Source organism: Achromobacter sp. PD1 (genome assembly GCF_048541815.1).
GTDB lineage: Bacteria > Pseudomonadota > Gammaproteobacteria > Burkholderiales > Burkholderiaceae_B > Achromobacter > Achromobacter bronchisepticus_A.
Window position 1 is genome coordinate 620214 of record NZ_CP183349.1, and the last position, 20724, is coordinate 640937.

Here is a 20724-nt window from a genome sequence, read left to right on the forward strand (position 1 = left end):
AGAACATGAAATTCACCGATCTCTTTGTACGCCGGCCGGTGCTGGCGCTGGTGGTCAGCACGCTGATCCTGCTGCTGGGCATCAAGGCCCTGAGCGGCCTGCCGGTGCGGCAGTATCCGCTGACCGAAAGCACCACCATCACCATCACCACCCAGTATCCGGGCGCTTCGCCCGATCTCATGCAGGGCTTCGTCACCCAGCCCATCGCGCAGTCCGTGGCCACGGTGGAAGGCATCGACTACCTGTCGTCTTCCTCCACCCAAGGCCGCAGCGTGATCACGGTGCGGATGAAGCTGAACGCCGATTCCAACAAGGCCATGACCGAGGTGATGGCCAAGGTCAACGAGGTCAAGTACCGCCTGCCGCAGGACGTGTACGACCCCGTGCTGGTCAAGTCCGCCGGCGAGGCGACCGCCGTGGCCTATGTGGGCTTTTCCAGCAGCACCTTGTCGCTGGCGTCATTGACCGACTATCTGTCGCGCGTGGTGCAGCCGCAGCTCTCGTCCATCGACGGCGTGGCCAGCGTGGAGCTCTACGGCGGACAGAAACTGGCGATGCGGGTGTGGCTGGACCCGAACCGGATGGCGGCGCGCGGCATTTCCGCGGGCGAGCTGGCCGACGCGCTGCGCGACAACAACGTGCAGGCGGCGCCGGGACAGGCCAAGGGCCTGTACGTGGTGTCCAACATCCAGGTCAACACGGACCTGGTCAACGTCGCGGAATTCCGCGACATGGTGGTCAAGCGCGAGGGCGACGCGATCGTGCGCCTGGGCGACGTGGCCACGGTGGAACTGGGCGCCGCGTCCACCGATTCCAGCGGCCTGATGGACGGCGAGCCGGCGGTGTACTTCGGCCTGAACGCCACGCCGGTGGGCAATCCGCTGGTGATCGTCAAGCGCCTGAACGAGCTGCTGCCCAACATCAAGCAGAACCTGCCGCCCGGCACCAGCGTGCAGGTGCCGTTCGAGCTGGCCCGCTTCATCAGCGCCTCGATCGACGGCGTGGTGCGCACGCTGATCGAGGCCGTCGCCATCGTGGTGGCGGTGATCTTCCTGTGCCTGGGGTCCTTGCGCGCCGTGCTGATTCCGGTATTGACCATTCCGCTGTCCATGCTGGGCGGGGCGGCCATCATGGCGCTGTTCGGCTTCAGCGTGAACCTGTTGACCTTGCTGGCCATGGTGCTGGCCATCGGCCTGGTGGTGGACGACGCCATCGTGGTGGTGGAAAACGTGCACCGCCACATCGAAGAGGGCAAGTCGCCGGTGCGCGCGGCTCTCATCGGCGCGCGCGAAGTGGCGGGGCCGGTGATCGCCATGACCATCACGCTGGCGGCGGTCTACGCGCCCATCGGGCTGATGGGCGGGCTTACCGGTTCGCTCTTCAAGGAGTTCGCCTTCACCCTGGCGGGCTCGGTGGTGGTGTCGGGCGTCATCGCGCTGACCTTGTCGCCGGTGATGAGTTCGTTCCTGCTGGACAGCCGCGTTTCCGAGGGCTGGATGGCGCGCCGCGCCGAGCATTTCTTCGGACGCCTGGGCGACGCCTATGGCCGCGTACTGGACGTCTCGCTGCATCACCGCTGGGTGACCGGGCTGATCGCCGTGGCGGTGCTGGCCAGCCTGCCGTTCCTCTACAACGCGGCGCAGCGCGAGCTGGCGCCGGTGGAGGACCAGTCCACCGTGCTGACGGCGATCAAGTCGCCGCAGCACGCCAACATCGACTACGTGGAGAAGTTCGGCCGCAAGTGGGACGACGTCATGAAGACCCTGCCAGAACAGCAGGGGCGCTGGCTGATCAATGGCTCCGACGGCGTCTCCAACAGCATCGGCGGCGTGGACTTCGTGCCCTGGGATAAGCGCCACCGTTCGGCCGACCAGATCCAGGCCGACATGCAGGCCATGGTGAACCAGGTCGAGGGCAGCAACATCTTCGCTTTCCAGCTGCCGTCGCTGCCGGGATCGACCGGCGGGCTGCCGGTGCAGATGGTCATCATGAGCGCGTCCGACTATCCGGTGGTCTACGAGGCCATGGAGGGCTTGAAGAAGGCGGCGCGCGAGAGCGGCCTGTTCATGGTGGTCGACAGCGATCTGGACTACAACAACCCGGTGGTGCAGCTGAAGGTGGACCGCGCCAAGGCCAACAGCCTGGGCGTCACCATGAAGGCCATCGGCGACACGCTGGCCGTGCTGGTGGGCGAGAACTACGTGAACCGCTTCGGCATGGACGGCCGTTCCTATGACGTCATTCCGCAGAGCCTGCGCGAGCAGCGCATCTCGCCGGAGTCGCTGGCGCACTACTACGTCAAGAGCGCCAGCGGCGCCCAGGTACCGCTGTCCAACCTCGTGACCGTGTCCATGGGCGTGGAGCCCAACAAGCTGACCCAGTTCAACCAGCTCAACGCGGCCACCTTCCAGGCCATTCCCATGCCGGGTGTCACCATGGGCGATGCGGTGCAGTTCCTGACCGACCAGGCCAAGTTCCTGCCCGCGGGCTTCAGCTACGACTGGCAGTCGGACGCGCGCCAGTACAGCCAGGAAGGCTCGGCGCTGATGATCACCTTCATCTTCGCCATCATCGTGATCTACCTGGTGCTGGCGGCGCAATACGAGAGCCTGCGCGATCCCTTCATCATCCTGGTGAGCGTGCCCATGTCGATCTGCGGCGCGCTGATACCGCTGGCGCTGGGCATGGCCACCATCAATATCTACACCCAGATCGGGCTGGTGACCCTGATCGGCCTGATCAGCAAGCACGGCATCCTGATGGTGGAGTTCGCCAATGAAATGCAGGTCAGCCACGGGCTGGACCGGCGCACCGCGATGGAGCAGGCCGCCCGCATCCGGCTGCGCCCCATCCTGATGACGACCGCCGCCATGGTCATGGGCCTGATCCCGCTGCTGTTCGCCAGCGGCGCGGGCGCGCACAGCCGCTACAGCCTGGGCCTGGTCATCGTGGTGGGGCTGCTGGTGGGCACGCTGTTCACGCTGTTCGTGCTGCCCACCGTCTACACCGTCTTCGCCCGCGACCACCGCGCAGCGCACGACACGCCGCGCGCCCGGGAACTGGCGCTGGCCCAGGCCGAGGACGCCGCGGCGCCCGCCGCCTCCGCTTAGCCGAAGGAAACCATCATGAAGCATCCACAACTTTCCCTGCGCTTGCGCCGCGGCGCGGCCGTGCTGCTGGCCGCGCTGGCCACCGCCGGCTGCGCCGTCGGCCCCGACTACCAGAAGCCCCAGGCCGCGCCGGTGGCGCTGGCCAGCCCTGAACAGGCCCTGTTCTCCACCGATCAATTGCAGCGCGACTGGTGGAAGCAATTGCAGGATCCGCAGCTGGACCGGCTGATCGATCTGGCGCTGTCCCGCAATCTCGACATCCGCATGGCGCAGGCGCGCCTGGCCGAATCGCGCGCGGTGCTGGACGAGAAGGATCTGGACCGGCTGCCCGTGGTCAAGCTGGGCGGCGGCTATGAGCGCAGCCTGTCCCAGGCCAATGCTGGCATCGCGGGTCAACGCAACCTGGCCGAAAGCTATCGGGCCGGCTTTGACGCCACCTGGGAGCTGGACCTGTTCGGCCGGCTGCGCCGGGCGGCCGAGGGCGCCGCCGCGCGCAGCGAGGCGCAGGCCGCGGACCTGGCCCAGACCCGCATCGTGGTGGCGGCCGAAGTGGCGCGCAACTACTTCGAGCTGCGCGGCGCGGAACAGCGCCTGGCCGTGGCGCGCGCCAATCTGCAGAGCCAGCGCGACAGCCTGCGCGTGATCCAGGCCATGGTGTCGGCTGGCCGTGGCGACGAAGGCGACCTGGCCAGCGCGCGCGCCGAACTGGAGACCGTGCAGGCCAGCGTGCCGGTGCAGATCGCGGCCCGGCGGTTGGCGCAATACCGGATCGCCGTGCTGGCGGGCCTGCGCCCGGTGGAGCTGGGCGAGCTTGATGCGGGCAAGGCGCTGGCTCCCCTGGACACCCGCCTGCCGATCGGCGACGTGAGCGCCTTGCTGTCGCGGCGCCCGGACGTGCTGGCGGCCGAGCGCGGCATGGCCGCTGCCAACGCCGACGTGGGCGTAGCGACCGCCGAACTGTATCCGCGCATCGACCTGGGCGGATTCCTGGGCTTTGTCGCCCTGCGCGGCGCGGATTTCGGCTCATCGGCCAGCCGCGCGTTCAGCGTGGCGGCCACGGCCAACTGGCCCGCCTTCCACCTGCCCACGGCGCTGGCGCGCAAGCGCGGCGCGGTGGCGCGCGCGGACGGCGCCGTCGCCAGCTATGAACTGACCGTGCTGCGGGCGGTCGAGGAACTGGAATCGGCGCTGACGGAATACGGCCAGACCCAGCAGCGCCTGGGCAGCCTGGCGCAGGCGGCCGCGCACAGCGGCAGGGCGGCGGAACTGGCGCAACTGCGCTACCGTGAAGGCAGCACCCCGTATTTGACGGTGCTGGACGCGCAGCGTACGCTTTTGCGCGCCCAGGACGCCGTGGCCGTGGCCGAAACCGAGTCCTATACCCGCCTGATTGCGCTGTACAAGGCGCTGGGAGGCGGATGGGAAGCGCCGGCCGCCGACCCGCAGGCGGCTTCCGGCTGACTGGCAGCCGCGGTTCATGGCACCATAGGCAAACAACCGGAGACTCCACATTCATGTCTGACAGTCCGTCCCATCCCGTGGTCTGGGAGCATCAGCCCGCCGACCGCGTGCTCATGACCCTGAAGACGCGCGGCCCGCAATCCGTCGCCGTCATTGCCAAGACCTTGGACGTGACGGCCGAGGCGGTGCGTCAGCAGATGACGCGCTTGCATGCGGAAGGACTGGTGGATTCCGAAAGCCACAGCGCGGGCCGCGGCCGGCCCACGCAGATCTGGTTTCTGACCGATGCCGGAAACGGGCGCTTTCCGGACACGCATGCCGAAATGACGGTACAGATGCTGGGCGCCGTGCGCCAGGTGTTCGGCGAAGAGGGCATCGAAAAACTGATCCAGGCGCGCGAAACCGCCATGCTCAACGGCTATCGCCAGGCCATGCAGGGCGCCCGCAGCCTGAAGGAAAGGCTGGAGCGGCTGGTGGAAGTCCGTTGCGCCGAAGGCTACATGGCCGAGCTGCGCAAGGATGGCGCGGACTTCCTCTTCATCGAGAACCACTGCCCGATCTGCTCCGCGGCCAAAGCCTGTATGGGCTTTTGCCGCAGCGAGCTGGAACTCTTCCACAAGGTGCTCGGAGCAGAGGTCCGGGTGCGGCGCGAAGAGCACATCCTCGCGGGCGCGCGCCGCTGCGCCTACCGCATCGACAAGGCTGACTGATCCGTCAGGATCCGGGCTGCTCCCAGCCGCCCAGCGCCTTGTACAACTCCACCGCGTTGACCAGCCGGCGCTGCTGCAGCCGGATGAACTCCTGTTCGGATTCGAACAGGCTGCGTTGCGCTTCCAGCATTTCCAGATAGCTCGCCACGCCGCGCTCGTAGCGCCTTTCGGTCAGGCGCTGGCGGTCGCGGTCGGCGTCGCGCACCTTGCGCTGGGCGTCGATCTGGGCGCGCAGCGTGTCGCGCGCGGACAGCGCGTCGGCCACTTCGCGGAAGGCCTGCTGGATGCTGCCCTCGTACTGGGCCACCGCGATGTCCTTGCGCGTTTCCGCCAGCGACAGGTTGGCGCTGTTGCGCCCGGCGTTGAAGATGGGCAGGGTCAGCTTGGGCGCGAAGGTCCAGGTGCCGGTGCCAGAGCCGAACAGGTCCGAGAAGCTGCCGGCCGTGGTGCCGATGTCGGTGGTCAGCTGCACCGATGGGAAAAACGCCGCGCGCGCCGCGCCGATGTCGGCGTTGGCGGCCCGTAGCGTGTCCTCGGCCTGGCGCAGGTCCGGACGACGGATCAGCAGGGCGGAGGGCAGGCCCGCGGCCAGCGGCGTCAGGCTCTGGCTTTCCAGCGTGACGGCATCGGTGTCGGGCGGCAGGGAAAAGTCTCCCGCCAGTAGACCCAGCGTATGCACGGACTGGCGGTATTCCCGGCTCAGTTCGGCATGCGTGGCGCGCGAGGACTCCACCAGCATCTGCGAGGTGCGCAGCCCCACGGCCGTTTCCAGCCCGGCGTCGTAGCGGCGCTGGGTGAGCTTGAGCGAGGCCTCGCGCAACGCCAACGTGCTCTCGGTCAGGCGCAGCTGTTCCGCCAGCGAGCGCTGGTTGAAGTAAGCCGTGGCCGTCTCCGACACCAGCGACAGCGTGGCGGCGCGGTGCGCTTCCTCGCTGGCCAGGTAGCGCGACAACGCGGCGTCGCTCAGGCTTTTGACGCGGCCGAAGAAATCCAGCTCGAAGGCCGCGATGCCCACGGCGGCACGGTAGCGGTCCGCCACCGGCATGCGCGGCTGGCCGGGTTCCGCGCCGCGTCCGCGACTGAACTCGCCCGAGCCGTCGATGGACGGCAGGCGGTCGGCCTGCTGCACGCCGTACAGCGCCCGGGCTTCCTGGATGCGCAGCGCCGCCACCCGCAGGTTGCGGTTGTTCTCCAAGGCGGCGGCGATCCAGGCCTGCAGCGCCGGGTCGTTGAAGTAATCGCGCCAGTCCTGCGGCATGGCCGCCAGCCCTTGCGCGTCGGGCGTGTCATAGGCCTGGGGGACCGGCGCAGCCGGCCGTTCGTACTTGGGGGCCAGCGAGCAGCCGGCCAGGGCCAGCGCAAGCAGGGTCATTGCCATAGCCTTCATGGCGTGGTCTCCAGCGTTTCGCGGCCTTGCGGACGCGAGGGGCGCACGCGCATGCCCAGCGCGCGGCCCACGATCAAAAAGAAGAGCGGCACCAGGAAGATGGCCAGCACCGTCGCCGTGACGATGCCGCCCAGCACGCCCGTGCCGATCGCGGCCTGGGCGCCCGAGGCCGCACCGGTGGCCAGCGCCAGGGGCAGCACGCCCACGCCGAAGGCCAGCGAGGTCATCACGATGGGCCGCAGCCGCAGCCTCGCGGCCTCCAGAGTGGCCGATACGATGCCCTGGCCGTCGCGCACCAGGTCCTTGGCCACTTCCACGATCAGGATCGCGTTCTTGGCCGACAGCCCGATGGTGGCGATGAGGCCGACCTTGAAGTAGATGTCGTTGGGCATGCCGCGCAGCGTCACGCCCAGCACCGCGCCGATCACGCCCAGCGGCACCACCAGGATCACCGCCAGCGGGATGGACCAGCTTTCATACAGCGCGGCCAGCGCCAGGAACACGACCAGCACCGACAGCGCGAACAGCACCGGCGCCTGGTTGCCGGACAGCCGTTCCTCATAGGACTGTCCCGACCAGTCGAAGCCGATGCCGCGCGGCAGTTCGGCCGCCAGCGTCTCGATGGCGCGCATGGCCTCGCCGCTGCTGTGTCCAGGGGCGGCCGAACCGTTGATGGTGAACGAGGGGAAGCCGTTGTAGCGGTTGAGCTGCGGCGGTCCCATCGACCAATTCAGGGTGGCGAAGGCCGACAGCGGCACCATCTGCCCCTGCAGGTTGCGCACGTGCAGGCGCGACACGTCTTCCATGTCGACGCGGCTCTTGCCGTCAGCCTGCACGGTCACGCGCCGCACCTGGCCATTGAGCATGAAGTCGCCGATGTAGTCCGAGCCGTACATGACCGCCAGCGCCGTGTTGATCTCGTCCAGCGGCACGCCCATGGCCTGGGCCTTGTCGCGGTCGACGCGCAGCTCCAGCTGCGGCGCTTCTTCCTGGCCCGCGAAGACGACCTCGGTCAGCGCGGGGTGCTTGGCCGCCGCCGCCAGCAATTGCTGGCGCGCCTGGGTCAGGGCTTCGTAGCCCAGCCCGGCGCGGTCCTGCAGGCGGAAGTCGAAGCCCGAAGTGGAGCCCAGGTCCGGCAGCGGCGGGGAGTTCAGCGCATGCACCATGACGTTCTTGCGGTCGGCGAAGGCGGCGTTGACGCGTTCCACCACCGCGTTCACGTGCAGGTCGGCGCCGCTGCGCTGCTTCCAGTCCTTCAGCGTGACGAAGAACATGGCCGAGTTCGGTCCGCTGCCGTAGTTGCTGAAGCCGTTGACCGAATACACGTACTCGACGAGCTCGTGCTCCATCATGTAGCGCTCGACCTCCTTCACCATCGCCATGGTTTCGGCTTGCGGCGAACCCTGGGGCAGGATGACCATGGCCATGAAGCTGCCCTGGTCTTCGTCCGGCAGGAAAGAAGAGGGCAGGCGCGCGAACAGCAGCGCCACCGCGGCGATCACCGCCAGATAGGCCAGGCCGAAGCGCACCGGACGGGCCAGCACGCCCGACACCCGGGCGGTGTAGCGCGCGGTCAGGCGCGCGAAGGCCCGGTTGAACCAGCCGAAGAAACCGCGCTTCTCGTGGTGGCCGGCGGCGATGGGCTTGAGCATGCTGGCGCATAGCGCCGGCGTCAGCGACAGCGCCAGGAAGGCCGAGAAGGCGATCGACACGGCCAGCGTCACGGCGAACTGGCGATAGATGTTGCCCACCGCGCCGTCAAAGAAGGCCATGGGGACGAACACCGACACCAGCACCACCGTGATGCCCACGATGGCGCCGCTGATCTGGCCCATGGCCTTGACCGTGGCCTCGCGCGGCGACAAGCCTTCCTCGGCCATGATGCGTTCGACGTTCTCCACCACCACGATGGCGTCGTCGACCAGGATGCCGATGGCCAGCACCATGCCGAACATCGTCAGCACGTTGATGGAATAGCCCAGTCCCAGCATCACGCCCAGCGTGCCCAGCAGCGCCACCGGCACGACCAGCGTCGGAATCAGCGTGGCGCGGAAGTTCTGCATGAACAGATACATCACGCAGAACACCAGGGCCACGGCTTCCAGCAGGGTCATCAGCACCTTTCTGATCGAAATCTCCACGAAAGTGGAGGTCTCGTAGGGGATGTCCCAGGTCACGCCCGGCGGGAAGTACTGGGCCAGCTCCTGCATGGTCGCGCGGATGCGCTTGGTCGTGTCCACCGCGTTCGAACCCGGCGCCAGCTTGATGCCCAGGCCCGTGCCGGTCATGCCGTTCACGCGCGACAGGTACATATAGTCGGTGCCGCCCAGTTCGACCCGCGCCACGTCCTTCAGGCGCAACGTGGCGCCGCCCGGCTGCGCGCGCAGCGGAATGTTGCCGAACTGCTCGGGCGTGCGCAGCGACTCGCCGGCGACGATGCTGGCGTTCAGCGGAGCGTCCTTCGGCACGGCCTGGTTGCCCAGTTCGCCGATGGTGACGCGCGCGTTGTGGCTGCGCAAGGCAGAGACGATGTCGCCCGGAGTCAGGGACATGGCCGTCAGCTTGGCGGGATCGGGCCAGATGCGCATGGCGGCTTCCGCGCCGAACAACTGCACCTTGCCCACGCCTTCCACGCGGCGCAGCGCCTGCAGCACGTTGGAGGCGGCCAGCTCGCCCAGCTGGATGTCATCCAGGCCGCCGTCCGATTTCAGCGACACCACCAGCTGGATGTTGTCGGCCGCCTTCTCCACGCGCACGCCGTCGCGGCGCACCGATTCGGGCAGGCGCGGCTCCACCGCCTTCAGGCGGTTCTGCACTTCCACGGCCGCCAGGTCCGGATTGGTGCCTTGCTTGAAGGTCAGGTTGATGCTGGCCCAGCCCGTCGAGTCGCTGCTGGACGAGGTGTACATCAGCCCCGGAGCGCCGTTCATCTCGCGTTCGATGATGGCGGTGACCGCCTCTTCGACCACCTTGGCCGAGGCGCCGGGATAGCTGGCGCCGACGTTGACCACCGGCGGAGCGATGTCCGGATACTGCGCCACCGGCAGCGCGCGGATCGACAGAATGCCGATCAGCACGATCAGCAGCGAGATCACCCAGGCGAAGACGGGGCGATCGATAAAAAAACGCGCCATTGCGGTTTATCCTTTTTGACCCGCGGCGGGCGTCCTTGCCTGGACGCCGGCCTCCGGGTTGCCGGGGGCGGGAGCCTGCGCGCTGGGCGCGGCGCGTTCCACCGGTTTGATTTTCTGTCCCGCCGCGAGATGCGCGGCGTTCTCGACGACGATGCGCTCGCCGCCCGCCAATCCCTGCGTGACGATCCAGTTCGGACCCTGCAGGCGCTGCGCGGTGACGACGATCTTCTGCAGTTCTCCGTCCGCATCCGCGGCCAGCACGTGCGCGCCTTCGGCGTTGCGCAGCAGGGCGTTGCGCGGCACCAGGTAGGTGTCGCGGTTGATCGCCTGCTCCAGCCGCACCCGCACATACATGCCCGGCAGCAGGTCGCGGCCCGGGTTCTCGAACAGCGCCCGCATGGTGACGTTGTCCGTGCCCGGATCCACCGCCAGGTCGGCGAACGACAGCGTGCCGCCGCGCCCGTACTCGGAGCCGTCGGGCAGCAGCAGCCGCACCCGCACCTGGTCCGGCGCCACGCCTTCCAGGGCGCCCGCGCGGATCTGCTTTTGCAGCTGCATCACCTCGGCCGCCGGTTGGGCGAAGTTCACGTAGATGGGATCGATCTGCTGCACCACCGTCAGCGGCGTGGCCTGGCCTTCGCCCACCAGCGCGCCTTCGGTCACCAGCGCGCGCCGCGCCCGGCCGTCGATGGGCGAGGTGACGCGCGCGTAATCCAGCTTCAGCTTGGCGCTTTGCAGGTTGGCGCGGGCCAGGGCGACCTCGGCCCGCGCCTGGCGCTCCTGCGCCACGCTTTCGGCATGGTCGCGTTCGCTGATGGCGCGGTCCGACACCAGGTCGGCGTAGCGGCGCAGCTTGTCGGCGGCGGCGGACAGGTTGGCCTGCGCGCGCGCCAGGTTCGCGGCTTCGGAATCGTAGGCGGCCTGCAAGGGCGCGGGATCGATCTGGAACAGGGCGGCGCCGCGCGTCACGTCCTGGCCTTCCTCGTACAGACGCGCCGTGACGATGCCGGCCACCCGCGCGCGCACTTCGGCCTCGCGGTAGGGCTCCAGCCGGCCCGGCAATTCGGTGGCGACGCTGGTGGGCGTGGCCCGGGCAACGATGACGCCGACTTCGGCGGGAGCCTCGGTGGCTTGTTGGGCTTCCGGTTTCGAGCAACCGGTAATAAGAATTAGTACGGAAGAAAGGGCGAGCGTGCGTAGAGAGACTCTTTGCTTCATTTTTAAAATTTCTGATGGGCCCTGGGAGGGCTGAGGTGGGGAAAGGCGCCGACTTTCCCGCGTGGGGAAGCGAGTCTATCATTTAATCCGTCACGCTTGATTAATTATTTTGTTCGGAAGTATGCTCCCCGCTTCACACTTATTCACAGTGACGAAAAGGGCGGCTTCTTGTTTTGAAGTCGCCATTTTTTTGCAGCCGATTTTTTAAGAAGGAGGTCCCCGCATGGCCCGCAAGACGAAGGAAGAGTCCCAACGCACCCGCGACCGCATCCTGGATGCCGCGGAACACGTGTTCCTGTCCAAAGGGGTGGCCGCTACCACCATGAGCGACATAGCCGACCACGCAGGGGTGTCCCGGGGCGCCGTCTACGGCCATTACAAGAACAAGATCGACGTCTGCATCGCCATGTGCGACCGCGCGCTGGGCGAGGCTGCGCCGCTGACTCATGTCTCGACCGACGGCGAGGCGCTGGAATCGCTCTACACCTCCATGCGGCAGTACATCCAGATCTACGCGCAGGAAGGCTCGGTGCAGCGCGTGCTGGAGATCCTGTACCTGAAATGCGAACGCAGCGACGAAAACGCGCCCCTGCTGCGCCGCCGCGACCTGTGGGAGCGCCACGCCCTGCGCACCTCGGAGAAACTGTTGCGCGCCGCGGTCAAGCGCGAAGACCTGCCGCGCGCGCTGGACGTGCGCCTGTCCAATCTTTATCTGCACGCCCTGGTCGACGGGGTGTTCGACAGCATCTGCTGGTCCGATCGCCTCAAGGGCGACATGTGGCCGCGCGTCGAGCGCATGCTCCGCGCCGCCATCGATACCCTCCGGTTTTCCGCGCATCTGCTGACGCCGAAAACCGTCTGATGCCGCGGGGGCGCTTTGCAACGCAGCGTCCCAAAGGAGGGCATTTCCATGCCGGGCGCCTCTACAATCCCGGCATGACCCTCAAGCAACTCGAAGCCTTCTACTGGGCCGCCACCTGCGCAAGTTTCGCCGTGGCGGCCGAGCGCCTGCACCTGTCGGTATCGTCGCTGTCCAAGCGCATTACCGAGCTCGAGGAAGGTCTGGGCCTGCCTTTGTTCGATCGCAGCGGCCACAAGGCGGTGCTGACCGACGCCGGCCAGCGCCTGCTGCCGCAGGCGCGCGACCTGCTGGCCTCGGCCGAACAGATCCGGGCGTCGTTGGCGCAAAGCGCCGGGCTCAGCGGGCGCTGCCGCTTCGGCGTGGGTGAACTGACCGCGCTGACCTGGCTGCCGCGGCTGATCCGGGGCGTGCGCGCCGCCTATCCGGACCTGGTGCTGGAACCCTACGTGGACATCGGCCAGGTGCTGGAGCAGCGCGTGGCCGACGGTGAACTGGACTTCGCCGTGATCGCGGGCCGTTCCTCGCGGCCCAACATCGCTTCCTCCGCCATAGGCCAGGCCGAATTCTCCTGGGTCGCCGCGCCGGCGCTGCTGGACGGCGCCACGCGCATGACGCCGGAACTGCTGGCGCGCCTGCCGCTGGTCACGCTGCCGGCCGGGGCCGGCACCACGCGCATCATCGACGACTGGCTGGCGGGCCGCGAGGCGGGCGGCGAACGGCTCTGCTGCAACAACTGGGGGGCGGTGGTCGGCCTCCTGATAGAAGGCACCGGCGTCGGCCTGCTGCCCAGCCATTGGGCCCGCGCCTTGCAGACCGAGGGCAGCCTGCGCGTGCTGGAAGGCGATACGCCCCTGGCGGCCATGCCTTATGCGTTCCAGTACCGCCGCGACGATGCCCGGCCGCTGGTCGCCAAGCTGCGCGCCGAGGTCCAGGCCGCCGTGGACTTCGCGGCGCCTTGCCGCATTCCCTGAAAGCGCGTCCGCAAGGCGGCCGCCCGGCGCGCATTTAGGCTTACGACAGCCGCCGCTCTATACAATCGCCGCGCGCCTGGCGCAGAATCCAACAAGAACGTGCGCGGCGGGGGATGGACCCGGATGCGGCACGGCTCGGGTCTGTTCCCTCATGCCGGGCGGCGCGTCCGCGCGGGGAACCAGGCCGACCTGAACCGACGGAGATCTTTCATGCGTAAACTTTGCCTCGCCATGGCCATGGCGGGAATGCTGGCCAGCGGATTGGCGCAAGCCCAATCCACCCTGCGTATCGGCCTGCAGGACGACCCTGACGTGCTGGACCCGGTGCGCGCGCGCACCTTCGTGGGCCGCATCGTCTTCGCTTCCCTCTGCGACAAGCTGGTAGAGATCACGCCGGACCTGAAGATCGTGCCGCAGCTGGCGCAATCCTGGACCATCAGCCCGGACAACAAGGTCCTGACCTTCAAACTGCGCACCGACGCCGTCTTCCACGACGGCACGCCGGTGAACGCCGCGGCCGTCAAGGCCAACCTGGACCGCGCCCGCACCTTGCCCGACAGCAACCGCAAGAGCGAACTGGCCACGGTCGCCAGCGTCGAGGCCCCGGACGCCAGCACCGTGGTGCTGACCCTGTCCGAACCCGACGCCTCGCTGCTGTCGCAGTTGTCCGATCGCGCCGGGATGATGATGTCGCCCGCCAGCTTCGACAAGGACCCTGGCGGCAAGCCGGTGTGCTCGGGGCCGTACCAGTTCAAGGAGCGCGTGCAGAACGACCGCATCGTGCTCGAGAAATTTCCCAAGTACTGGGACGCCGCCAACTATCACTTCGACCGTCTGGTCTACACCCCGATTCCGGACAACACCGTGCGCCTGAACAACCTGCGCGCCGGCGACCTGGACATCATCGAGCGCGTCGCGCCCAGCGATGCCAAGGCCGTGAAGGACGACAAGAACCTGACCCTGGCGCCGGTGACCGGCCTGGGCTTCCAGGCCATTTCGGTGAACCTGGCCAACGGCGCGCGCGCCAACAACCCCCTGGCCAAGGACAAGCGCGTGCGCCAGGCGCTGGACCTCGCCATCGACCGCGACGTGCTCAACCAGGTGATCGGCGAAGGCATGTTCCAGCCCGCTTACCAGCCGTTCCCGCCGGCCAGCTTCGCCTACAACACGGCCTTCGAGCACAAGGGCCGCGATCCCAAGAAGGCGCAGGCGCTGTTGAAGGAAGCGGGCTTTGACCGCGTCAAGTTCGAGATCACCTTCGGCAACAACACCACCATGCAGCAGGTGTTCGAGCTGGTGCAGGCCATGGGCGCCGAAGCGGGCTTCGACATCACGCTGCGTCCGGTGGAATTCGCTTCCCTGCAATCCTCGCTCGCGCGCGGCGACTTCGAAGTGGGGCAGAGCGGCTGGTCGGGCCGGGTCGATCCCAGCGGCAACATCCACCAGTACCTGAGCTGCAAGGGCAATCTGAACGACGGCAAGTTCTGCGATCCCGCCGTGGACAAGCTGCTCAACGATGCCCGCGCCGAATCGGACACCGCCAAGCGCCGCGCCATGTATGACCAGGTGCTGACGGCGATGCAGGACCAGCGCCCGATCGTCTACCTGTTCTACCTGCCGTGGACCTTCGGCGTGCAGAAGAAGGTGGAAGGCTTTGTTCCGTACCCGGATGGCTTGATTCGCCTGAAGGGTGTCACTGTCGCTAAAAAGTAGGCTCCCTCCTACCCGCTGGCGCCGGCCCCCCCTTGGGGCCGCGCTGGCGGACCGGCGGAGCCGGATCCGCGGCGCCCCTGATGTATTGCGCCCGTAGATCTTTCTGGCGTGCTTGGCTTTTTCGCCGCCTGGTATTCGCCGCATAGGAAGTGCTCTGCGTGTCAGCGGCTTGATGCCTGACCACAGCCCCATAGGAACCATCATGTTTACCACTCGCCCGGAAATCCTTGGCACCTTCGGTGTCGTGACCTCCACCCATTGGCTGGCCAGCGCCGCCGGCATGTCGCTGTTGGAGCGCGGCGGCAACGCCTTCGACGCCTGCGTGGCCTCGGCTTTCGTGCTGCAGGTGGTCGAGCCCCACCTGGTCGGCCCCGCCGGCGAAATGCCCGCGGTGTTCTACTCCGCGCGCACCGGTCGCGTCGAAGTGCTGTGCGGCCAGGGCACCACGCCCGCTGCTGCCACGCTCGAACGCTACCGCGCCGAAGGCCTGAAGCTGATCCCCGGCAACGGCCTGCTGGCCACCGTCATTCCCGGCGCCTTCGACGCCTGGATGCTGCTCTTGCGCGACCACGGCAGCATGCGCGTGCGGGACGTGCTGGAGCCCGCCATCTATTACGCGGAGCACGGCCACGCGCTGATGCCGCGCATTTCCAACACCATCGCCGGCCTGAAGGACTTCTTCCAGACCCATTGGCCGACGACCGCAGCCGTCTACGTGCCGGGCGGCAAGGTGCCCGAGGCCCGCAAGCTGTTCCGCAATCCGGCGCTGGCGCGCACCTGGACCCGCGTGCTGCAGCAGGCCGAAAGCGCCGGCGCGGACCGCGAGCGCCAGATCGAGGCGGCGCGCGATGCGTTCTACCGCGGCTTCGTGGCCGAGGAAATCGACCGGTTCGCCCGCAACACCGACGTCATGGACGAGAGCGGTTCCACGCACCGTGGCGTCATTACCGCCGAGGACCTGGCGGGCTGGTCGGCCAGCTACGACAAGCCGGTCACCTACGACTATCACGGCTACACCGTGGCGAAAGCCGGCTCCTGGAGCCAAGGCCCGGTCTTCCTGCAGACCCTGGCGCTGCTCAAGGAAATGGACCTGGCCGGCGTTAGCCCGACCAGCGCCGAGTTCGTGCACCGCGTGACCGAGGCCATGAAGCTGGCCTTTGCCGACCGCGAGGCCTATTACGGCGATCCGGCCTTCGTCGACGTGCCGCTGGAGCATTTGCTGTCCGATGCCTACAACGCCGAACGCCGCGCGCTCATCGGCGAGTCGGCCTCGCAGGATCTGCTGCCTGGCCAGGTGCCGGGTTTCGAGGCCCAAGTGAAGCGCGTCATGGACACGCTGGAGCGTCTCTCCAAGGTGTCCGCGCCCGGCAGCGCCACCAATGAACCCACGCTAGCCGACATGCGCGCCTCCGCCAAACGCGGCGACACCACGCACGTGGACGTCATCGACCGCTGGGGCAACATGATCTCGGCCACGCCTTCGGGCGGATGGTTCCAGTCTTCGCCGGTGATTCCGGAACTCGGCTTCGGCCTGAATACCCGCGCGCAGATGTTCTGGCTGGAAGAAGGGCTGCCCGGCACGCTGGCGCCCGGCAAGCGTCCGCGCACCACGCTGACGCCCTCGCTGGCGCTGCGCGATGGCAAGCCCTACCTTGCCTTCGGCACGCCGGGCGGCGACCAGCAGGAACAATGGCAGCTGCTGTTCTTCCTGCGCCACGTGCACCACGGCCTGAACCTGCAGGAAGCGATTGATCTGCCCATGTCGCACACCATGCATTTCCCCACGTCCTTCTATCCGCGCGACCGCAAGCCGGGACATCTGGCGGTGGAGGCGAGCTTCGGCGCCGAGGTCATTGCGGCGCTGCGCCAGCGCGGACACCAGATCGAGGAAGTGCCCGAGTGGTCGGTGGGCAGGTTGACCGCTGCCTCGCGCGATGCCGACGGCCTGCTGCACGCGGCGGCCACGCCGCGCCTGATGCAGGCTTACGCCATCGGCCGCTGAACGGCCGCGGCGGGCGCGCCTGGCGCGCCCGCCGCGGGCCTTGTTGCGGCGTTTCGCCGGCATGGGGTATGTTTGACGCATGACGTCAACCCAGCAGAAACCGGCAACAGAGGCCCATTCCCTGACGGGACAAGAACCCCTCTTCATCGTCCTCAATACCGGATCGGGACGCGGCGACGCGCAGATCCTCCAAGACACGATCCGCCGCATACTCGACGAGGCCGGGCGCCGCTATGAACTGATGCCCGTGCAGGACCCGTCGCGCCTGACCGCCACGGCCGAGGCCGCGGTCACGCGCGCGCAGGAACAGCAGGGCGTGGTCATCGCGGCGGGCGGCGACGGCACGCTCAATGCGGTCGCGGGCGTCGTGCTTGGCAAAGGCGTGCCGTTCGGCATCCTGCCCCAGGGCACCTTCAATTACTTCGGGCGCAGCTACGGCATCTCGCAAGATACCGAGGTGGCCCTGCGCGGCTTCCTGCAAGGCCAGCCCAGGCCGGTGCAGGTCGGCATGCTCAATGGCAGGCTGTTCCTGGTCAATGCCAGCCTGGGCCTGTATCCGCAATTGCTCGAGGACCGCGAAGCCTATAAACAGAAGTACGGCCGCAGCCGGCTGGTGGCGCTGTGGTCCGGCCTGGTCACGCTGCTGCGCGCGCCGCGCCAGTTGAGCCTGCTGCTGGACCATGGCGGCCAGGCCCGCAACCTGCGCTCGCCCACGCTGGTGGTGGGCAACAACAAGCTCCAGCTGGAGCACATCGGCATCGAATCCGCGGAGCTGGACCAGAACCGCCTGATCGCCATGGCGGCGCGGCCGGTCGGCACCCTGGCGCTCTATGGCTTGCTGCTGCGCGGCTTGTTCAGCCGCCTGGGCGAAGCCGAGCATGTGGTGAGTTTCGCCTTCGACCGCCTGACGGTGGCCGTGCGCGGGCGCCGCCGGGTCAAGGTGGCGATGGATGGCGAAATCTCCTGGATGGATACGCCGCTGGAGTTCAAAGTGGCCGACGAACGGCTGCCGCTGGTGGTGCCGGCGGACTCGCAATATTTGGACCGTTCATGACCCGTATCCTGCATTTTTCCGATACCCACTTCGGCACGGAACGCAAACCCGTGGTCGAAGCCGCGCTGGACCTGGCCTGCAATCTCGCGCCCGACCTGGTGGTGCTCAGCGGCGACATCACACAGCGCGCGCGGTGCGGCCAGTTCGCCGCCGCCCGCAAATTCATTGAACGCCTGTCGCTGCCGGTGTTGACGGTGCCGGGCAATCACGATATTCCGTTGTTCAACGTGTTCGCGCGCGCGCTCAATCCTTACGGCAACTACAAGCGGGCTTTGGGCCCGGTGCTGGAGCCCGTGTTTGAAAACGCCGGCCTGCTCGCCATCGGCGTCAACACGACACGCCCGCGCCGCCGCAAGGATGGCGAGATATCCGGCGCGCAGATCGCGCGGGTCGCCGAGAGGCTGCGCCAGGCCAGGCCAGGGCAGTTGCGCATCGTGGTGGCGCACCATCCCGTGCGCGCCAAGGTCGAGTCGGACCTGTCCAACCTGTTGAACGGCCGCGAGAGGGCCCTCGAAGCCTGGGCGCAGGCCGGCGTGGACCTGATCCTGGGGGGGCATATTCATCTGCCCTATGTGCTGCCCGTGAACCCGGCGGCTCCTTCCGGCGGCTGGGTCGTCCAGGCCGGAACCACCTGCTCGCGCCGCGTGCGCGGCAACGTGCCCAATTCGGTCAATGTCATTACCCGCGAGGGGCAGGGCGATTGCCGGATCGAGCGTTGGGACTACGCCGCAGGGGCGCATGCGTTTGCACCGGTGGACAAGACCCTGGTCGCGTTGTATTGAGACAGAGCGGGAATTTCTTGGTGATGGGTTCTTATTTATGACGGATGCCTATGCGGCATGGGCCGCGGCCCATGCCTTGCAGCTGTTTGTCGCGCTGCCCTTGCTGGCCGCGGCGGCTGCGCTGACCTTGGCGTGGTGCTGGCCGCGCCTGTCCGGCGGCGGCCGCGTTGCGCTATTCGCGCTGGGGACGTCCGCGGCGCTTGTCGTGTTCCTGGTCCTGGCCTACGCCATCGAGCGCGAGGGCGCGGTGGTCGCGTTCGACCGGGCGCTGGCTGGCGCGCTGGGCATGTCCATGTCGACGCCGCTGCTGTGGCTGCTGTCTTGGTTCACGTATCTGGGCGACAGGAATTTCCTGACCGGGGTGGCCGTGCTGATGACCCTGTTCCTGCTGTCTCGCCGGCAATGGGGGCTGGCCGTCGTATGCGCCGTTGCGACCGGCGTCGGCGGGGCGCTCAACTGGCTGCTCAAGCACGCCTTCGAGCGCGTCCGGCCGGACCATGACCATGGCTACGCCAGCGTGGCGGGGTGGAGCTTCCCCAGCGGCCATTCCTCGGCCGCGATGGCGGTGTACGGCATGGCCTGCTACCTGCTTTGGCGTCTGGCGCCTCCGGCATGGCGCTTGCCGGGCACCGCGTTGCTGGTGGCGCTCATCATGGCGATCGGACTCAGCCGCATCCTGCTGCAGGTCCATTTCGTCAGCGACGTGCTGGCGGGCTTCGCGATCAGCCTGGCTTGGCTGGCGCTGTGCGTGGCGGTGGCGCAGCGCTTGCGGCCGTCATGCGCTGCGGGCCAGCGCGTTCAGTAAGCGCGCCTCGGCAACCGGGGCGTCGGCCGCCGCGGCCAGGGGCGCGCAGGTATAGCGGCCGCCCGCCGCGACGATGGCCTGGTCCAGGCTGCGCGCGCGTTCGCCGCAGGGCGGCTCCAGGTCCACGATCAGCTTGCCTGCCACCGGCGCGGTCACGTTGCCGTCGCTGAAGCGCTCCAGCGTGCGGTCGATCTCGCGTTCGCGCGGCAGGGCCAGCACGATGGTGTCGGATTCTTCCAGCGCTTCCCGCGCGGAGGTGGCCAGCGTGGCGCTGCCGCGGAAGTCCTCGCAACGCCCCGGCTCGATGTCGTAGAGAGTCAGCGCGATGTCCGGCTCGGCCGCCAGGAGGCGTTGCGCGGCCCGGGTGCCGGTCTTGCCCATGCCGACGATGCTCACGCGCATGCTCATGGCTTGGGCACGGACCACGTGCTCACGATATGGGCGAGGGGCTCGTCCGAACCCTCGCCGGTCAGGATGACTTCCCCGGCGGACAGCCGGCCCACTTTCAACAGCCGGGCGTCGGCATAGATGGCGCCCGCGGGGCTCTTGCGCAGGAAATTGATCGTCAGGCTCGCGGTCACCGCGTGCGCCTGTCCGGTGGCGCCCACCACCGCGGCGTACATGGTTAGGTCGGCCAGGCCCATCAGCATGGGGCCGGCGACGATGCCGCCCAGCCGCTGGTGGGCGTCGCGCGCCGGAAGCACCGCACGCGCCGTGCCGCGGCCGATGCGTATCACGTCTATGCCCAACAGCATGGAAAACGGATGCTGGTCGGCCAGCAATATATGGAAGTCGGCCAGGCTGATCAGCGGGGCGTCGGCCGGGGTGTCCAGGTCGGTTGCGGTCATCGTTGCTCCAGGGCGAGGCAGTAGTTGTCCAGCAGCGTTTCCGCTTGCTGGCCCAGGGATTTCAGGCGCCGGGTGTGCAGCAGCAGCAGCAACCCCATCAAATAGGTGAAGAGATTCATCTGTTCAACCGCGACGGTCGCGGCCTCCCAGGACTTGGTCCGGGCCAGCGCCACGCCCAGCAGGTCTACGCACTGCCGCAGGCGGGCGTTGAGCCGTTCGTCCATTTCCCGGCCCAGACCGCGCGGCCCCAGCCCCTGGAACAGGTACATGCCCAGCGAGAAGTCGGTCCGCCGTTCGGCGTAGTAGCCAAAGAACGCATGGATCGCGGTGCGCGCCGCCGTCGGGGCCGGGCCATCGGAGGCCGCCTCGGCCAGATGGGCATGCAGGCGTTCCAGCGATTCTTCCAGCAGCGCGCCATAAATGCTCTCCTTGCCGGCGAACCAGGGGTAGATGGCGCCGGTGGTGCAGCCGGCCTCCTTGGCGATCGCGCGGATCGTGGTCTGCTCCAGGCCGTCGCGCTCGAACACGCGCTGCGCGGCGTCCAGAACCAGTTGGCGGCGCAGCGCGTTCAGCCGTTCGGAACGGTCGGCGCGGGAAGGGGGCGTAGGCATATGGCTGAATGGAGGAGTCGACGACTCGATAATATCGGCGATTTTTATAAATAACA

General features: G+C 67.8%; 16 protein-coding genes. 10 read left to right on the plus strand and 6 right to left on the minus strand.

The annotated features are described in order from the left end of the window. Positions 1-5 precede the first annotated feature (5 nt). Genes ACM1PE_RS02890 through ACM1PE_RS02900 form a run of 3 tightly spaced genes read left to right on the plus strand, consistent with a single transcriptional unit; the run spans position 6 to position 5281 of the window. Positions 6-3110: a MexW/MexI family multidrug efflux RND transporter permease subunit gene (locus tag ACM1PE_RS02890; protein WP_419342527.1), complete on the plus strand. Its 3105-nt coding sequence runs from the start codon at positions 6-8 to the stop codon at positions 3108-3110. Between the two features lie 15 nt (positions 3111-3125). After that, on the plus strand, positions 3126-4571 hold the full coding sequence (locus tag ACM1PE_RS02895) for an efflux transporter outer membrane subunit (RefSeq protein ID WP_419342528.1): 1446 nt from the start codon (positions 3126-3128) through the stop codon (positions 4569-4571). Positions 4572-4624: 53 nt separating this feature from the next. Further along, positions 4625-5281 (plus strand): helix-turn-helix transcriptional regulator, encoded by a 657-nt coding sequence (locus tag ACM1PE_RS02900; protein ID WP_059374993.1) that lies wholly within the window; start codon positions 4625-4627, stop codon positions 5279-5281. A 4-nt stretch (positions 5282-5285) separates the two neighbouring features. Here the strand turns inward: ACM1PE_RS02900 and oprZ are convergent, their stop codons facing one another. From oprZ to ACM1PE_RS02915, 3 genes are read right to left on the minus strand one after another with little or no spacing between them, the layout of a single operon-like run. Then, positions 5286-6668, minus strand: coding sequence for a multidrug efflux RND transporter outer membrane subunit OprZ (gene oprZ, locus ACM1PE_RS02905; protein WP_419342529.1), 1383 nt, complete (start codon positions 6666-6668; stop codon positions 5286-5288). Then, positions 6665-9802, minus strand: a complete 3138-nt coding sequence (locus ACM1PE_RS02910; RefSeq protein WP_419342530.1) for a multidrug efflux RND transporter permease subunit — start codon at positions 9800-9802, stop codon at positions 6665-6667. The genes oprZ and ACM1PE_RS02910 overlap by 4 nt, the downstream gene beginning before the upstream one ends. Before the next feature lie 6 nt (positions 9803-9808). Then, positions 9809-11020 carry a MexX/AxyX family multidrug efflux RND transporter periplasmic adaptor subunit gene (locus ACM1PE_RS02915; RefSeq protein WP_419342531.1) on the minus strand — a complete coding sequence of 404 codons (1212 nt, stop codon included), beginning with the start codon at positions 11018-11020 and terminating at the stop codon, positions 9809-9811. Positions 11021-11243: 223 nt separating this feature from the next. Between ACM1PE_RS02915 and axyZ the strand changes: the two genes are divergently transcribed. The 7 genes from axyZ to ACM1PE_RS02950 all read left to right on the plus strand — a co-directional run bounded on the left by axyZ (position 11244) and on the right by ACM1PE_RS02950 (position 19209). Next, entirely contained in the window at positions 11244-11882 is a 639-nt protein-coding gene (axyZ, locus tag ACM1PE_RS02920; protein WP_419342532.1) for a multidrug efflux transcriptional repressor AxyZ, read from the plus strand. Positions 11883-11956: 74 nt separating this feature from the next. Then, the gene (locus tag ACM1PE_RS02925; protein ID WP_280016131.1) at positions 11957-12853 is read left to right on the plus strand and encodes a LysR family transcriptional regulator; all 897 of its coding nucleotides are present in this window, start codon (positions 11957-11959) and stop codon (positions 12851-12853) included. A 210-nt stretch (positions 12854-13063) separates the two neighbouring features. Continuing rightward, a complete protein-coding gene (locus ACM1PE_RS02930) occupies positions 13064-14566 on the plus strand; it encodes an ABC transporter substrate-binding protein (protein ID WP_059374980.1) in 1503 nt (500 codons plus the stop codon). A gap of 202 nt (positions 14567-14768) precedes the next feature. Next, positions 14769-16568 (plus strand): gamma-glutamyltransferase family protein, encoded by a 1800-nt coding sequence (locus ACM1PE_RS02935; RefSeq protein WP_419342533.1) that lies wholly within the window; start codon positions 14769-14771, stop codon positions 16566-16568. 79 nt (positions 16569-16647) lie between these two features. Beyond that, complete coding sequence (locus ACM1PE_RS02940; RefSeq protein WP_059374979.1) at positions 16648-17622, plus strand: diacylglycerol/lipid kinase family protein; 975 nt, start codon at positions 16648-16650, stop codon at positions 17620-17622. Next, positions 17619-18404: a metallophosphoesterase family protein gene (locus ACM1PE_RS02945; protein ID WP_419342534.1), complete on the plus strand. Its 786-nt coding sequence runs from the start codon at positions 17619-17621 to the stop codon at positions 18402-18404. The genes ACM1PE_RS02940 and ACM1PE_RS02945 overlap by 4 nt, the downstream gene beginning before the upstream one ends. Before the next feature lie 37 nt (positions 18405-18441). Then, entirely contained in the window at positions 18442-19209 is a 768-nt protein-coding gene (locus ACM1PE_RS02950) for a phosphatase PAP2 family protein (protein ID WP_419342535.1), read from the plus strand. On the opposite strand, the gene ACM1PE_RS02955 is transcribed toward ACM1PE_RS02950, so the two are convergent. Genes ACM1PE_RS02955 through ACM1PE_RS02965 form a run of 3 tightly spaced genes read right to left on the minus strand, consistent with a single transcriptional unit; the run spans position 19180 to position 20668 of the window. After that, positions 19180-19617, minus strand: a complete 438-nt coding sequence (locus tag ACM1PE_RS02955; protein ID WP_306633807.1) for an NAD(P)-binding domain-containing protein — start codon at positions 19615-19617, stop codon at positions 19180-19182. The two genes, ACM1PE_RS02950 and ACM1PE_RS02955, sit on opposite strands and share 30 nt — an antisense overlap. Next, positions 19614-20057: a PaaI family thioesterase gene (locus tag ACM1PE_RS02960; protein WP_054450477.1), complete on the minus strand. Its 444-nt coding sequence runs from the start codon at positions 20055-20057 to the stop codon at positions 19614-19616. The genes ACM1PE_RS02955 and ACM1PE_RS02960 overlap by 4 nt, the downstream gene beginning before the upstream one ends. Next, positions 20054-20668 (minus strand): TetR/AcrR family transcriptional regulator, encoded by a 615-nt coding sequence (locus ACM1PE_RS02965; protein WP_059374967.1) that lies wholly within the window; start codon positions 20666-20668, stop codon positions 20054-20056. The genes ACM1PE_RS02960 and ACM1PE_RS02965 overlap by 4 nt, the downstream gene beginning before the upstream one ends. Positions 20669-20724: the final 56 nt, after the last annotated feature.